The following is a 15,394-nucleotide window of genomic DNA, read 5'->3' as shown; positions in this document are numbered from 1 at the left end:
GGAAAGGATTAACTTGTTTACTACTATAAAGGGAGAGTGTGAATTTCATGTGAACTCCTCGTGAAATTAAGACAAATTATTTGACTTCTTTTATTTTTTGTAAATCAAAATAAAAGACGACACTATCATTGGTGTTATATACACCATATTTGGCATGGTGAAGTTCCAAAATGTTTTTTACAATTGATAAACCAAGTCCAGTTCCTCCAGTATGGCGGCTACGGGAAGCGTCTAGACGATAGAAGCGATCCCATATTTTTTGTAAACTTTTCTCTGGGATTGGATTACCGGTGTTCTCAATTTCCACTTTTACTTTTTCTTCATTTTCTATGACACGAATACGAATTTCTTTACCATCAGGTGTATAGCGAATTGCATTGCTGAGTAAATTCACAACAACTTGCTCAATGCGATTGCGATTTGCTTCAACATATATAGAGGGATTTGCATCGATTTCTACTTGTAATTGTTTTTCTTCCACACTAAATAATAGCTTCGTATACACTTGTTGGACAAGTTCACCAAGTGAAAAAGTATTCATTTCTAGTTTATACGTGCCAGATTCTAGTTTTGCTAATTCTAGCATTTCTACGATGAGTCGATTCATGTTTTCTGTTTCTTCTAAAATAACATCCGTATAGTATGTGTTATCTTTGCTGACGCCATCTTTAATACCTTCTGCAAAGCTTCTAATAACACTCAGTGGTGTTTTTAATTCATGAGATACGCCAGAAATAAATTCTTTTCTAGTTTTTTCTAATTGGCGTTCTCGTTCGATATCTTGCTGTAATTTTGTATTCGCAACGTTTAATCGATCTATTCGATCTTTTAAGTTTACTGATAATGTATTAATACTACTAGATAAACCGCCAATTTCGTCATCTACTGAAACGGGTAACTTTTCGGTGAAATCAAAATTAGCCATTTTTTTTGTGACGCGGTTCATTTTAATAAGCGGTTTAACAATGATTTTTGAATAATAAAAGGATAATAAAATAATGACGAGAAATACGACAATTAAGGCATAAACGTAATAATCTTTTAAAACGAGCATTGCTTCATTAACAGGCTGTAAGGAGGTCATCGTAAAAGCAAATTCTTTAATTTCACCTTTTTCGATAACTGGCTTTACAAAAATTTGACTTTTTCCATTCTCCTCTTCTCCGATTGTAAATGTTGTCAATTCATTTGAATTTGTTTTACCTAGCATTACAGATAGTTCCCAATGCTGAATTCCTCGTAATGTCTCTAAATTATTTGCAAGACGAAGGTCGTTTTTGGAAGGAAGGTGTATTTTGGATACAATCCCTTGAAATGTATGGTCGCCAAGTCTTGTGTCTTTTGCATATCTATTTTTCTTAGCGTTTGTCCAATCAATATTGAATAATTTAAAGTCAGACATGATGTTATCATTTTGCCATGTATTATAACGAGTCGTAATCGTAACAGGTATAATTACATCTTTTTTTAAAATTCCTTCTATCTGAATAAAATCATCACTTTTTAACTGTAAATTCATAAACTTCGTATATTCATCGATTGTTAAAATATTGTTGAGTGGAATGGAATACGATTTATTTGATTTATCTACAATCTCAATATAGTAATTATTTTCATCTTTTATAATTCCATTTGGATCTAATAAAACGACGTCAGCGTTTGTTTTTTCGTGAAATTCTTGTTTGAGCTTTCTTATTTCCTCAAATGTTCCCCCACTCTTTTCATAACTTGATAAAAACTTTTCAAAGGCAGTTTGGACAGTTTGAACCTTCTTATTAATATAAAATGTTTCTAAAAACAATGATTGCCCAATGAAAAAAAGGAGGAAGGTAACAGTAAATAATGTTGATGTTAATAAAAATAGTTTAAAGACAATACTTCTTTTTTTCACTTCTTCACCTCATAAAAGAATATTCGCATAAATATTTTCTTTATTATAACAAACGATAAAAGAAAGTAGGGACCGAAAATCTTTTTCTATCTGGAGTTGTTTTTTATAAAAAGTCATATAAAGTAATTATTTAATTTAGAAAACAATAAAAAAGAACTCGCCAGACGTATGACAAGTTCTTTTGTACATTATGATTGAATTGCCGCGTCTAAAGCGATTTCAATCATTTCATTAAATGTAGTTTGACGCTCTTCAGATGTTGTTTCTTCTCCAGTAAAGATGTGATCACTTACTGTTAATACAGATAATGCATTTACACCGTACTTCGCTGCTAATGTATAAAGAGCAGTTGTTTCCATTTCTACAGCTAATACACCGTATTCACCAAGTTTTTTCACCATGTCCATGCTTTCACGATAGAATACATCTGCCGTTAATACATTACCAACACGAATGTGTAGTCCTTTTTCTGTTCCTGCATCATATGCTTTCTTTAAAAGATCAAAGTTCGCAGCTGGCGCAAAATCAAATCCAGGGAATGTTAAACGGTTCATGTTAGAGTCTGTGCAAGCCGTCATTGCGATAATTACGTCACGTACTTTTACATCTTTTTGAATCGCTCCACATGTACCTACGCGAATTAAATTTTTCACTCCATAGCTTTGGATTAATTCGTTAACATAAATAGAAATAGAAGGAACACCCATGCCTGTCCCTTGAACAGAGACACGTTTTCCTTTATAAGTTCCAGTGAATCCTAACATACCACGTACATTGTTATAGCAAGTTACATCCTCTAAAAATGTTTCTGCAATATATTTTGCACGTAGTGGATCGCCAGGTAGTAAAATAGATTCAGCAATTTCACCTTGTTTTGCTTCAATATGAACGCTCATAAAAATCCTCCTCGTTATGTATAGATATAAATTAACATCATCTGCATTATACACTAGGAATCCTGCCAATTAAAATCTTTTTCTTATTTGTAGTATATACAAAATACAACGTTTTCAATAGTTTGTTATTTATCCCGCATTAACGGGCAGTAAGACCCCCACCTCAAGATTCAGAGAGAAACAAGGAAGGTGGGTGGGGGATCAACTGCCCGTAAAAGCCCGATTGGTGAAGGCTAATAATCAGTGGGGGATGAAGAAAACCCCCACTGATTAAAGTTTCACTTTATTACATAGCGGGTTTTTGTAAAAAAGAAATATATAAAAACAAGTTGAAAAACCGATATAAACCCTTTCTTTTTAGGTAGGAGAGAGCATTCGACCATGCATAGAAGCGGTCAGACCCTCTTCCTGCCCCATGCCAAGTGAAAACAAAGAGAGAAAATAAGTAGCGGTCACCTTTTATTCTTCATAGCAACTACTTATATGTTGGAAAATCAAACTGGACATATGTAGAAAGAAGATGTAGCGATGTTCTTTTTATAGGTGTAATAGTCAGAATTATGTTACAATTTATAAAAAAAGTATGGCAGGTGATTGTTTGAAAAATCTTGTCATTGGGCTAATTGCGTTACTATTTATTGTGGCTGGTGGATTTTACATGCAGAAGTATAAAGGAACGACAGAAACAGCAGGGGACATTCGAGAGGTAAAATGGGATATAAAAAATAGAAAGGGAAATGAAAAAATAGATATTACATTTCAACTGTTTAATAAAAATAACAACGAAATTCGTGGAGTTAATGATCGTATTAGAGCTATTATCGTGGACGAGCAGTTAAAGGGAATTCAGCGAATCACTCCTGCATTTGCTGGAAATGGTTCATATAAGCTATCCTCAGGCGAAACGAAAGATAAAGCATATACGATTTTCTTATATGAGGATCATGGTAAAACAGAACAGTTCTTTTCTAGGAAGAATTTTGGGGAAGAGGAAAAAGAGAAGAAACAAAAGAATTTAATAGAAGATACAGTGCTCACCAAAAAACTTGGTGATTACCAAATGTCGCTTTTATTTGGAGCGCTACATCCAAATGAAGCAGCTACATTGACATTTCAGCTGCAAATAAAAAAAGGAGAAAGTGTGAAATTTAATTCCAATACTGGAGAACAAGCGACGCTTTATATAATCGATGAAAAACGAGAACATTTTTTATATGCAGTCCCTGTAAATGAAGAAGAGCAATTGCAATATCGTATTACATTCCCAGAGGAAGGGACRTATAAAATATGGGGAACATTTTATATAAACGGAAAAAAGTATGAAAAAGAGTTTATACTCCAAGTTCAGAAACGAAAAAGCAGCTAGTGATACTAGCTGCTTTTTCGTTTTCCTATTAATTTTGTTACGGCAAGCATTGTAATTGGCAAGGAATGATTTTTCCGGAATGCTAAATATTTTCCACTCCACGCCGGTTTATATTTTTCTTTAAAATGCCGTAAACCACTAAAACTATATGTATAACGAACGTAGTTGCAATAGGGGCGCGACTTATATACTCACGATCAAAGTATCCAAGAGAAAAGCCTTTTTCTTTTTTTCCCCCAAGCCAAGCGTCTGAAACATTTTTAAATTCTTCATATAACTCGTCTGAAAATGGTGGTTGATGAATGGAAAAGGTATAACCTTCACGTTCAAAACGGTTAAAAGTTGCACGTAATCCAGCACGCTTTTTCCCTGATATAGTAAATGTATTTAAATCAACAACAGCTTCTTCACCAAGTTTAAAGAAGTTATAGCCAAAATCATGGTATAAACTCATCCATTTGCTTTCAATTTGATAGAAAACGCAAATATATCCAAATCGATCCGCTTCAGCTAAAAATTCTTGCAGTACGTTACGAAAAGAAGACGGATCCCCAATTGGATCGCCGAGTACAACAAGTCGTTTTCCTGTTGTTGAAAATAAAAGAAGTGCTTTTCCATCACTACTGAAGAAGAATTGTTTATCTCCTAAAAAACCTAAATGACTTAGTACATTTCCGCCATATTCATCTAAGAAGTTTTGCAGACGTTTATCGTTTGCTGATTGCTCAGGGAATACACTACGATAGCGATTCGCGATAAGAGAACCGATGAGTAAAAAGGTTGGAACAAAGAAAGCAGCTGCAAGTGCACTTCTCTTTACTTGTGTAATATTACGAACGACAAAATCTGGCTTGAAAGCTTCTTTTGCTCCTGCGAATAGGATGCCTAAGTTTTTATACAAGTATAATGTTAGTAGTGAAAATATAAATACTTTTACTACATCGGAAAGCGAAATTTCCATTTTTTCACGTACAAATCTTTTGCGAAGCATATATAATACGGCTAGCACGATTAGTAAAATAAAGGTTTCTTCAATATCGATTCCTTTCAGTGTATTAAAAATGGCTGCTCCAATTAAAGAAACAATAGTCATATAGTAGGAACGTTTTGTTCCATAATAAATACCTCTTGATAGAATAAGGAGCAGAATTCCAAATGTTAATGATAAGCTAAAAGAAAATTGAATAAGATGTTTTGGAGCTAAAATGTGTAATGCGTGAGAACGATTTATACTCGTCGGTAAAATGGTCGATAAGATGACCATTAGGCCGGTAAAGACTGTTAAAGCAGCTGATGCCCATGGACCTAGCTTTCCTAAAAAATCACGTTGTAATGTCCAAATGACACCTGTTGTTTCTAAGGCAGGTGCAATAAATGGTTTATCTTCAATCTTTTTTAGGGCAGCTCCGGTCATTTCAAAAGCGGCAAAAATTAACCCCAGACAAAATGGTAAAATATAGTATACGAGGCGGTATAATAACATGGCAGGTAATAATACGCCTGTATCGATACCGTATTGTCCTAATCCAGTTAAAAAGACAAGGTCAAAGGAACCAAGACCACCGGGTACAAGACTAACAACCCCTGCTAATGCTGCAATAACATAAACCCCTAAAAATTTCCGGAAATCGATGTCAATTCCAAATAATATTAAAATAACATACATGACGATGCCGGCAGAAAGCCATTCCACTAATGAAACAAGTGAATATAGAACGGTTGGGTTCTTCTCTTTGGTTTCTTCTTGTCCTTCTATGTATTGCTTTTTTCGATTTTTAATTTTGGAAAATCCAATATATAGCGGTACAAAAAGAGCAAAAAAGATGAGGACAGGCCATAGCCAAGGTTTTTCATGTAAAATAAAACTTGTATCTAGTATTCCTATAAGACCGAGGAATGAGAGAAGGGATAATCCATTTATAAAAGCAGTTGTCATCCAAGCGATGCTTTTGATAAGTTTACCATTCTCTTTTACGTGGGGCCGATATAACATTGTCCGTATACCTGCTCCAACAAGTCCACCAAAACCGATAAATCCATTTAAGGTGTTAGCAATCCAAGAAACACGGAAAATCTTTTGAACAGGTACATCTGCTTTTAAATAGCGAAGCATAACAAAGTCATAAAAGAACATTGTTGAAACAGCAAACGCACCGAGCGTAATAGCTAAAAAGACTCCTCCAGTCGGAATGTTTTTAATTGTTTCAATTGCTTCTCGAAATGAAATACCTGACAATTCTTTCCGAGCTTGAAAGAATACAATGGTCAAGACAACAAATGGGAAAATAATTTTTCCAATTTGTAAGAAACGTTTCCACGAAAACGACATAAATACAACTCTCCTTGCATAAGAAAACTGAGACAATATTCTTATTATGACAAACTTCATGAAAAATAAAAAGGTAAATTGCAGGATATAAAAACTATTTTTTATATAAATATAGAAATATTATAGATTTTTTGATAAGAATTAATAATAAATTAAAATTTTATTTATTCAGAAAACTGAGTTAAAATAGAACGAAATAAGGAAGAGAGGGAAAGCGGATGGTTATAGTAGGTTACGCAGGCCATGAGCTAGAAAAAGCACAACCTAATACATCAGAAGATTTCTTTAATCGATCCGAAGTAACTTATATTTTGGGTGAACAAGAAAAAACATTTTCTGTATTATATGTCCGTTATTTTGAAGAAATTTTACAAGAAATTACTCCGTTTGAAGGAAATCCAGTTTTTAAAATAGAAGAACAAGACATATATTTACGAGATATTGTTGCTCTAGCTTGTTTTATTAAAAATAAAGAATTTCGTGGGCAAAAGCGTGTATATATTAACAGGATAGAAGATTTTCAAAAATATTTTGATGATAAAACAGTGGTAAAAGTACAAGACATAATGGCTGAGTTACATAAAAATAAAAAGGTAGAAATAGCGTAAAATGGAAAAGGAGAGAAAAGGATATGTCTAACTCAATGGTTGAAAATCAAACGCATCAAGTTTCTGAATTTTTAGAAGAAGTGATTACTTTAATGACTGATTTTGTTAATTATCATACATTACCTTCTTTATTAGAAGAGTCACCAGAAGGGAATAAACATTATTATGAAGGTTTATTATCATCATTAAGACGACTCCTTGTATTTTGTGAAGAAGGCTTGGATGCGTGCCTTGTTTTATTGAGTAGTCAACCATTTCGAAAAACGGCTGCTGAGAGAACATTATATAAGATCTATCATCAAGTAATTGCTGAATTCTTTTCGCCAAAAAGTGATCAGTGGTATGAAAATAGTCGCTCGGCATATACAGGGAAAAATTCCATTGCTTTTCAACAAATACCGCCTAGCTCAATTGAAAAAGTAATGCAAGAATTAGAAGGGAAGTTTCAAACAATGCGTGAGGAGCTGGAATATTACGAAACGGACTATCAAACAAAGATGTTACACAAGTATTAATAAAACCATTTTCTTTAGGTGTGAGAGGGGATCCGGCCATGGATAGAAGTGGTCAGATCCTTTTTCAGCCCCATGCGAAGTGAGAACAAAAGGAGAAAGTAAGTAGGGGTTCCTTTTTATTTTCATAGCCGCGACTTATATGTTGGGGAATTAAAATGAATGTATATAATAAGATGAGGGAATTACTGTCTTTGATTGTAGGGATAAATAGCTCTAGTATATGTTTTATATAAGTATTAGAGAATACTCAAAGAAGCTAGAGAAAGACTAGCTTCTTTTGCTGTTTTGTACGGTATATACGATGCGGGCGCTGAATATAGTTAAAGTGGATAGCATAGAGGAGGTGTCGTATGAATCAGCAAGGTGTATTTACGGATTATTTTCATGAAGTAGAAAATTGGTGTGAAAGCGTTCTTCACGTATTAGATAGTCGTGCAACTGAAGTTTATGACGTCCATATGCTTGCTTATAAAATTCAAATGCTATTAGACCGTATGAAAGAAAATGAGTATGAAACAGATGCTGAATTCCTGTATGAGATAAGTGATGATGTGGAACACATTCAGAATCATTTACAAGAAGTATTTATGCAAGAAAATGAGCAATATGAGTTATATGAAAGAACGTATACTGAGCGATCTGTTCCAATTGGGGGTCACACGCTTCCTCCGTTACCCTATCCATATAATGCGCTGGAACCATATATTTCTCGAGAGATTATGATGCTACATCATGATAAACATCATCGGAGTTATGTGGAAGGGCTGAATAAAGCAGAAAAAATGATGGAAGAAGCAAGGAAAACAAATAAGTTTGATTTAATCAAGCATTGGGAAAGAGAAGCGGCTTTTCACGGTTCAGGTCATTATTTGCACACGATATTTTGGAATAACATGAAAAAAGATGGAGGGGGAAGTCCAAGAGGTGCATTATCTCGAGAAATCGAGAAAGATTTTGGGGGTTTTTTACGTTTTCAAAAGCATTTTACAGAAGCTGCATCGAAGGTAGAAGGATCTGGCTGGGCTATTCTTGTGTGGGTACCTCGTTCGGGAAGATTAGAAATTTTACAAAGTACCCTTCATCAATTATTCACACAGTGGGATACGATACCGTTACTTGTGCTTGATGTATGGGAACATGCATATTATTTGCAATACCAAAATCGGAAAGATGAGTACATTAAAAATTGGTGGAATGTTGTAAATTGGTCCGATGTGGAAAAGCGATTTGAAAGTGCGAAACAGCTTGAGTGGACACCGTATTAGACGCATATTTGTGCGTCTTTTTTGCTGGTATAGAAAAGAATATTTCGTTCATATTTTAAGGGGCCAAGCATACACTTGTACAAAAAGTGCCAAAAGGACGTGGGGAAATATGAGACGAACTTGGATTGTCATTGCMCTTATTATAATGTGTGCAAGTGTTATACCGATTCATACATATGCACAAATGAATGATGTAAGCGCCCATAATGCCATATTGATGGAAGAACATTCAGGACGTGTGTTATATGGAAAGTTAGAACATGAATCACAAAAAATTGCTAGCATCACGAAAATTATGACTGCCTTACTCGCTGCCGAATCAGGGAAAATGAAAGAAGCTGTACCTATTAGCGATAAGGCTGTTCGAGTAGAGGGGTCGGCAATTTATTTACAACCTGGAAAAAAAGTACCGCTAGAGGATTTAGTTTATGGTTTAATGCTTCGTTCCGGTAATGATGCAGCACAAGCAATTGCTGAAAATGTTGGGGGAAGCATAGAGGGGTTTGTTTATTTGATGAACGAAAAGGCGAAACAAATAGGAATGAAAGATACACATTTTTCAAATCCACATGGTCTAGATGGGGATGGAACGCACTATTCGTCTGCATATGATATGGCACTTTTAACACGTTATGCAATGGGAAATGAAACGTTTCGAAAAATTTTCGGAACAAAAACATATCAATCGAAAATGTGGGATTATCCATGGAAAAACAAGCATAAACTTGTAACTTCTTATTATGAATTTGCAACAGGAGGCAAGACGGGATTTACAAAAAAAGCAGGGCGTACACTTGTTACAACAGCTTCGAAAGATGGATTAGATTTAATTGTAGTAACACTTAATGCGTCTAATGATTGGGACGACCATATGTATTTGTTTGATCAAGGGTTTAAGCAATATGAGTTAACGAAGGTTCTAGGGCAAGGAGCGCTCTCTGGCCTGCAGGAAAAGAAGTATACAAATCATGTTTATATAAAAAATGATTTCGCTATACCGCTAACGAAAGATGAGAAGAAACAGGTTATGCTAAAGGTTGAACTTGATAGGAGTGCAAAATTAGTAGATGGAGAGAAAGTCGGTAAGACAATAGTTTATATTAATGAAGAAAAAGTAGGGGAACGTAATTTGTTTTATAGTAAGCGAAAGTTGGTTGCTACAACTGGAGTATATTGGAATGATGTGATAGAAATCTTCTCTCATATGTTAGGTGTTGGAACAGATGGTTAACCTCGTATGGGTGGCGATGGCGGTTATTGGGATTGTATATGCGATGATAAACGGAACGATGGAGGAAGTGAATAAAGCAGTCTTTGAAGGGTCAAAAGATGCAGTAACCATTTGTATTGGGCTGATTAGTGTTTTAGTCTTTTGGCTAGGGTTAATGAAGATTGCTGAAGAAGCGGGCTTATTAAAGAAATTAGTCTCATTTTTTATGCCAGTTGTAAAAAGATTGTTTCCAGAAGTACCAAAGGATCATCCTTCGATGGGATTTATTTTGTCAAATATGATGGCAAACTTTTTTGGGTTAGGAAATGCAGCGACGCCACTTGGTATTAAAGCGATGGAACAACTTAAGGAACTGAATGGAGGAAAGGATTCAGCAAGTCGTTCTATGGTGACATTTTTAGCTTTGAATACATCCGCAATTACATTGATACCGACTACTGTGATTTCAATCCGAATGACGTATGAATCGGCGAATCCGACTGAAATTGTTGGTGTCACGTTTATTGCACAAGTACTATCGATGATTGGGGCTATTTGGATTGACCGCTATTTTTACCGCAGACGGAGTAGAAAGGGGCGGAAAAAATGAGTATTGTTAATACAATTTCATTATGGGTGATACCTTGTGTGATTGGTTTTATTCTATTATATGGCACGATAAAAAAAGTTCCAACGTACGAATCATTTGTAGAAGGTGGGAAAGAAGGAATCCAAATTGCTATTTCTATTTTACCATTTATGGTGGGGATGCTCGTATCCATTTCTATTTTCAGGGCATMTGGGGCTTTAGATGCCATGATTTCTGTAATGAAGCCAATGTTGGATATGATTCACGTGCCAGCAGAAATTGTACCACTTGCGCTCATACGCCCCATTTCTGGTTCGGCAGGATTAAGTATTACTACAGATTTAATTGCTACATATGGACCAGATTCATTTATTGGTAGGCTCGCTTCTACAATGCAAGGAAGTACAGATACAACGTTTTATATTTTAACAGTGTACTTTGGAGCTGTTGGTATTCGTAGAATGGGTGATGCTTTAAAGGTAGGGTTGTTTGCAGATTTAATTGGGATTATTTGTTCTATTGTGTTTGTTTCTTTATTGTTTCAGTAATCGGTATTCATTTTTTGAGTCAATTCGCTTATAATACGTATACGACCACTATTAAGGGTAGGCTTAATAGTGGTTTTTTTGTGGAATATTTTTGACAAAATAATGAACTTTTGTTGTGAACAACTATATGAGGGTAAACAATAATAAAGAATTGAAACCGAATTCGGCCTTTATAAGTTTAGAAACATAGCTATGTTGTTTACGATATGTTAGGCTGGCTGCTATATGTTCTGGCGGTTGCCAACTCCTTCTAATGAAGGTAAGATAAATTTGAGGTGAATAGTGGAAATGGAACGATTACAAAAAGTGATTGCGCAAGCAGGAATTGCATCAAGAAGAAAAGCTGAAGAACTTATTCAGCAAGGAAAAGTTAAAGTTAACGGTAAAGTAGTGACTGAGTTAGGGACGAAGGTAACTCCTCAAGATAAAGTAGAAGTAAATAATATCCCTCTTGAAAAAGAAGAACCAATTTATTTCTTACTATATAAACCAACTGGCGTAATTTCGAGCGTATCAGATGACAAAGGAAGAAAAGTTGTTACAGACTTTTTCCCTGAAATCAGACAGCGCCTATTCCCAATTGGTCGTTTAGACTATGATACGTCTGGCGTACTCCTTATGACAAACGATGGTGATTTTGCAAACATATTGATGCATCCAAAATATAAAGTTGAGAAAACATATGTTGCAAAAGTAAAAGGCCCATTAACAGGAGAGAAAATTCGCATGTTAGAAAAAGGTGTTGTATTAGAAGATGGAAAGACAGCACCAGCACGTGTGAAAATCCTTTCTTGGGATAAGCGTAAAGAGATGGCTATTGTACAATTAACGATCCATGAAGGACGTAATCGTCAAGTTCGTCGTATGTTTGAAGCGCTTGGCTGTAAAGTAATGAAATTAAAACGTGAACGTTATGCTTTCTTAGAAGCAGGAAGTCTACGCCCTGGTGATGCAAGAGAGTTATCACCTCATGAAGTAAAACAATTACGTGCGCTTGCTTCTACAAAACCGAGATAAGTGGTAAAGTGAAACTTCCATCCGTGGGGGGATTTTATCCCCTATGGATGATTAGTTGAACCGATCGTTTTGGTGAGTGATTATGGAGGCATATATATTAAAATAAACAAATGCTTGAAGTAAAGGACAAGTTAGTAGTTACAGAAATTTTTTACATATAAATTCATCAAAGAGAGGGGAGAGAGTATGAAGAAGAATCGCTTACTATTTCGCATTCTCATTTTGCTTATTTTAAGCGTGGCAGTAGGATTCACACTTTATCAAGGTTTTTTTGTTGATAAGGAAAAAATGCAAATCGGGAAAAAAGCACCTAACTTTGTTGTTTCAGATTTAGAAGGAAAAAAAATCGAGCTAAATGACCTGAAAGGAAAAGGTGTATTTTTAAATTTTTGGGGAACGTGGTGCAAACCATGTGAAAAAGAGATGCCTTATATGAATGAATTATATCCTAAATATAAAGAAAAAGGCGTTGAAATCATCGCATTAGATGCAGATGAAACGAATATTGCGGTGAAAAATTTTGTGAATCAATATGGATTAAAGTTCCCTGTTGCAATTGATAAAGGGCAAGAAATAATTGGTACATATGGCGTTGGTCCACTGCCAACAACATTTTTAATTGATAAAGAAGGAAATGTAATCGAGAAAATTACTGGTACACAAACAAAGGAACAAATGGAGGAATATTTAAAGAAAATTACTCCTTAGTAAAGAAAGCCTTTACATAACGAATAGTAAAAGAGTTTGATAGATGAAGGTGCTTTGCTTCGTCTTAGTACCTCTCTTGAAAATTCTGAGTATTGCGGTAACTTACACTTGGAAGATACAATGATAAATAGAAACAAGAGGCGGTGAGAATATTGGAACAGATAAAGTGTGAATGTGGACATGTAAATCCAATAGGCACAATTTTTTGTGAAGCTTGCGGGAAACCTTTTGAAAACAAGGAAGATACGAGGTTATTAGATATGCGATATGAGGGGAGTGCCCGGCGCTCTCTTACTCATACGAGAACGATAGTAGATAAAGTGTGGAGTTTTTTTTCTTCCGTAAAGGTGGGGATATGGCTCATTGTTATCACTCTATTAACATCAGCAGTTGGAACCATATTTCCGCAAGAAATGTATATACCTCCAGGTGTTACACCAAGTGAATATTATGAACAGGAATATGGTTTTCTTGGACAACTATATTACCAATTGGGTTTTAATAAATTATATAGCTCATGGTGGTATATAATTTTAATTGCGTCGATTGGTGTGTCACTTGTGATATGTAGTTTAGATCGTGTAATTCCGCTTTATAAAGCTTTAAAAAAGCAGGGTGTAAAAAGACACCCAAGTTTTTTAAAGAGACAACGATTGTATGGGACAGGCTCTCCGAAAGAGGGGGATCTAGAACAGATTCAAGCCAATTTAAAGAAAAAAAATTACAATGTAAGAGTCGAAGGCGAAAATATTTTAGCGGAAAAAGGAAGATTCTCTCGCTGGGGTCCATATGTGAATCATATCGGTCTTATCATTTTTCTATTCGGAGCAATGCTACGTTTTCTTCCAAGTATGTATGTGGATGAAGCGCTGTGGCTACGTGATGGGGAAACAAAAGAGATCCCAGGAACTGATGGGAAATATTATTTGAAGAACGAGAAATTTATAAAAGAAGTTTATGACAAGAGCAAAGATGATAAAGTATTTAATGATGCGATTGAGCGTGTAGGCGACAAAATGATCGCTAAAAATTACCAAACGAATGCTGTGTTGTATAAAGCTGTAGGCGAAAATTTAGCTGGACAAAAACCAAAGTTAGAAAAGGTAAAGGAATCTAAAATTAAGGTGAATGAACCGTTAAAATTTGATCAGTTTGCTCTATATCAACTAGATTTTAAAGAAAATGAATTTGGTAGTATGTCTTTTTCTTTACAGAAAAAAGACAATCAGCAAAAATGGAACCCCATTAAAGTTAACTTGGAAAATCCAAAAGAAACATACGATTTAGGAGATGGGTATTCTATAAAATTATTAAGTTATTTTCCTGATTTTTATTTTGATGAGAATGGTCAGCCGAATACAAAAACAAAGATTCCAAATAACCCAGCTTTTGTTTTTAAAATGTTTACACCAGAGACGCCAGAAGGGGAAGTGAGTTTTGTAGGTATACAACAAAACATAGAACCTGAAGGAAACAATCAATATAAAATGACCTTTGCAGGAGTAGAAATGCGAAATGCAACAGGGCTTATTGTAAGAAAAGATTTGACACTGTGGATTCTTGGAATCGGAGGATTTATTTTCATGGTTGGTGTGATTCAAGGGATGTATTGGAATCATCGTCGTATCTGGATACAACGTGTTAAAGATGAATGGTGGATTGCTGGCCATACAAATAAAAACTGGTTTGGTTTGCGGAAAGATATTGAGAAAGTACTTGAAGGAACAACAATTCCACAGCCATATGACAAAGTGAATGATCAAAAAAATAGTTAAGGCGGGGAGAATATATGGTGCAAATAAGTAGTAATTTTCTATTTGCGGCTTTCATCTTATATTTAATTGCAACACTGTTCTTTGGAGGAGCAATTAAAGAAAAAGGGCGGAAGTGGGCGAATGTAGGTATAACTATAACGATTTTAGGATTTGTCGCTCAAACTGTATACTTTGTAACAAGGTGGATCGCTTCAGGGCATGCACCAGTAAGTAATTTCTTTGAGTTTGGTACATTCTTCGGCATGATGCTTGTTGGTGCTTTTATTGTTATGTATTTCATGTATCGTGTAAGTATAGTCGGACTATTCGCTTTACCAGTAGCCCTTTTATTAATTGCATATGCAAGTATGTTTCCGAGAGAAATTTCACCGCTTATTCCATCGTTGAAAAGTAATTGGCTACATATTCATGTAACAACGGCGGCAGCTGGACAAGCTATTTTAGCAATTAGTTTTATTACAGGTGTCATATATTTGCTTAAAAATGTAGATCAGTCAAAAAGGACGAAACGGACATTTTGGTTAGAAACAGTTGTGTTTACACTCGTTTGCGCTGTCGGATTCATAGCGGTAACAACAGTTTATTCGGCAACGAAATATGAAGCAAAGTTTCAATGGGTGGATAAAAATGAACAAAAAGTCGAGATGAAATATAATCTGCCTGCACTAGTTGGACCC

13 protein-coding genes and 1 pseudogene are annotated in these 15,394 nt (G+C 35.1%); 11 read left to right on the top strand and 3 right to left on the bottom strand.

What is annotated here, in order from left to right; all coding sequences use genetic code 11:
* Window positions 1-76 precede the first annotated feature (76 nt).
* Window positions 77-1,891 carry a sensor histidine kinase gene (locus AC1DIT_RS02875; protein WP_016132638.1) on the bottom strand — a complete coding sequence of 605 codons (1,815 nt, stop codon included), beginning with the start codon at window positions 1,889-1,891 and terminating at the stop codon, window positions 77-79.
* Between the two features lie 188 nt (window positions 1,892-2,079).
* The gene (gene deoD / locus AC1DIT_RS02870; protein ID WP_016114052.1) at window positions 2,080-2,787 is read right to left on the bottom strand and encodes a purine-nucleoside phosphorylase; all 708 of its coding nucleotides are present in this window, start codon (window positions 2,785-2,787) and stop codon (window positions 2,080-2,082) included.
* Window positions 2,788-3,370: 583 nt separating this feature from the next.
* On the opposite strand from deoD, the gene AC1DIT_RS02865 reads away from it, so the two are divergent.
* Window positions 3,371-4,153 carry a hypothetical protein gene (locus AC1DIT_RS02865; RefSeq protein WP_033671032.1) on the top strand — a complete coding sequence of 261 codons (783 nt, stop codon included), beginning with the start codon at window positions 3,371-3,373 and terminating at the stop codon, window positions 4,151-4,153.
* A 5-nt stretch (window positions 4,154-4,158) separates the two neighbouring features.
* Here AC1DIT_RS02865 and mprF read toward each other — a convergent pair.
* Window positions 4,159-6,482, bottom strand: a pseudogene (mprF, locus tag AC1DIT_RS02860) (bifunctional lysylphosphatidylglycerol flippase/synthetase MprF).
* A 218-nt stretch (window positions 6,483-6,700) separates the two neighbouring features.
* On the opposite strand from mprF, the gene AC1DIT_RS02855 reads away from it, so the two are divergent.
* The 10 genes from AC1DIT_RS02855 to ccsA form a co-directional block, all read left to right on the top strand.
* The gene (locus tag AC1DIT_RS02855; RefSeq protein WP_016132640.1) at window positions 6,701-7,090 is read left to right on the top strand and encodes a hypothetical protein; all 390 of its coding nucleotides are present in this window, start codon (window positions 6,701-6,703) and stop codon (window positions 7,088-7,090) included.
* A gap of 23 nt (window positions 7,091-7,113) precedes the next feature.
* Window positions 7,114-7,605 carry a DUF3907 family protein gene (locus AC1DIT_RS02850; protein WP_016114056.1) on the top strand — a complete coding sequence of 164 codons (492 nt, stop codon included), beginning with the start codon at window positions 7,114-7,116 and terminating at the stop codon, window positions 7,603-7,605.
* Window positions 7,606-7,955: 350 nt separating this feature from the next.
* Window positions 7,956-8,870, top strand: coding sequence for a superoxide dismutase (locus AC1DIT_RS02845; protein ID WP_003206588.1), 915 nt, complete (start codon window positions 7,956-7,958; stop codon window positions 8,868-8,870).
* A gap of 109 nt (window positions 8,871-8,979) precedes the next feature.
* Window positions 8,980-10,101, top strand: coding sequence for a D-alanyl-D-alanine carboxypeptidase family protein (locus AC1DIT_RS02840; protein WP_016114057.1), 1,122 nt, complete (start codon window positions 8,980-8,982; stop codon window positions 10,099-10,101).
* A complete protein-coding gene (gene spmA / locus AC1DIT_RS02835) occupies window positions 10,094-10,690 on the top strand; it encodes a spore maturation protein SpmA (protein WP_016114058.1) in 597 nt (198 codons plus the stop codon). The genes AC1DIT_RS02840 and spmA overlap by 8 nt, the downstream gene beginning before the upstream one ends.
* Window positions 10,687-11,217 carry a spore maturation protein SpmB gene (gene spmB / locus AC1DIT_RS02830; protein ID WP_476998049.1) on the top strand — a complete coding sequence of 177 codons (531 nt, stop codon included), beginning with the start codon at window positions 10,687-10,689 and terminating at the stop codon, window positions 11,215-11,217. Before spmA ends, spmB begins: the two co-directional genes overlap by 4 nt.
* Before the next feature lie 288 nt (window positions 11,218-11,505).
* Entirely contained in the window at window positions 11,506-12,234 is a 729-nt protein-coding gene (gene rluB, locus AC1DIT_RS02825; RefSeq protein WP_016114060.1) for a 23S rRNA pseudouridine(2605) synthase RluB, read from the top strand.
* Between the two features lie 186 nt (window positions 12,235-12,420).
* Window positions 12,421-12,942, top strand: coding sequence for a thiol-disulfide oxidoreductase ResA (gene resA, locus AC1DIT_RS02820; RefSeq protein WP_016114061.1), 522 nt, complete (start codon window positions 12,421-12,423; stop codon window positions 12,940-12,942).
* 149 nt (window positions 12,943-13,091) lie between these two features.
* A complete protein-coding gene (locus tag AC1DIT_RS02815; protein ID WP_033671058.1) occupies window positions 13,092-14,717 on the top strand; it encodes a cytochrome c biogenesis ResB family protein in 1,626 nt (541 codons plus the stop codon).
* 14 nt (window positions 14,718-14,731) lie between these two features.
* On the top strand, window positions 14,732-15,394 hold a 663-nt coding region (gene ccsA / locus AC1DIT_RS02810), incomplete at its 3' end, for a cytochrome c biogenesis protein CcsA (protein WP_476998048.1).

It is taken from the genome of Bacillus sp. 05T22, from assembly GCF_056396765.1.
The sequence above is the reverse complement of the archived record's forward strand: the minus strand, read 5'-3'. Positions and strand labels throughout refer to the sequence as shown.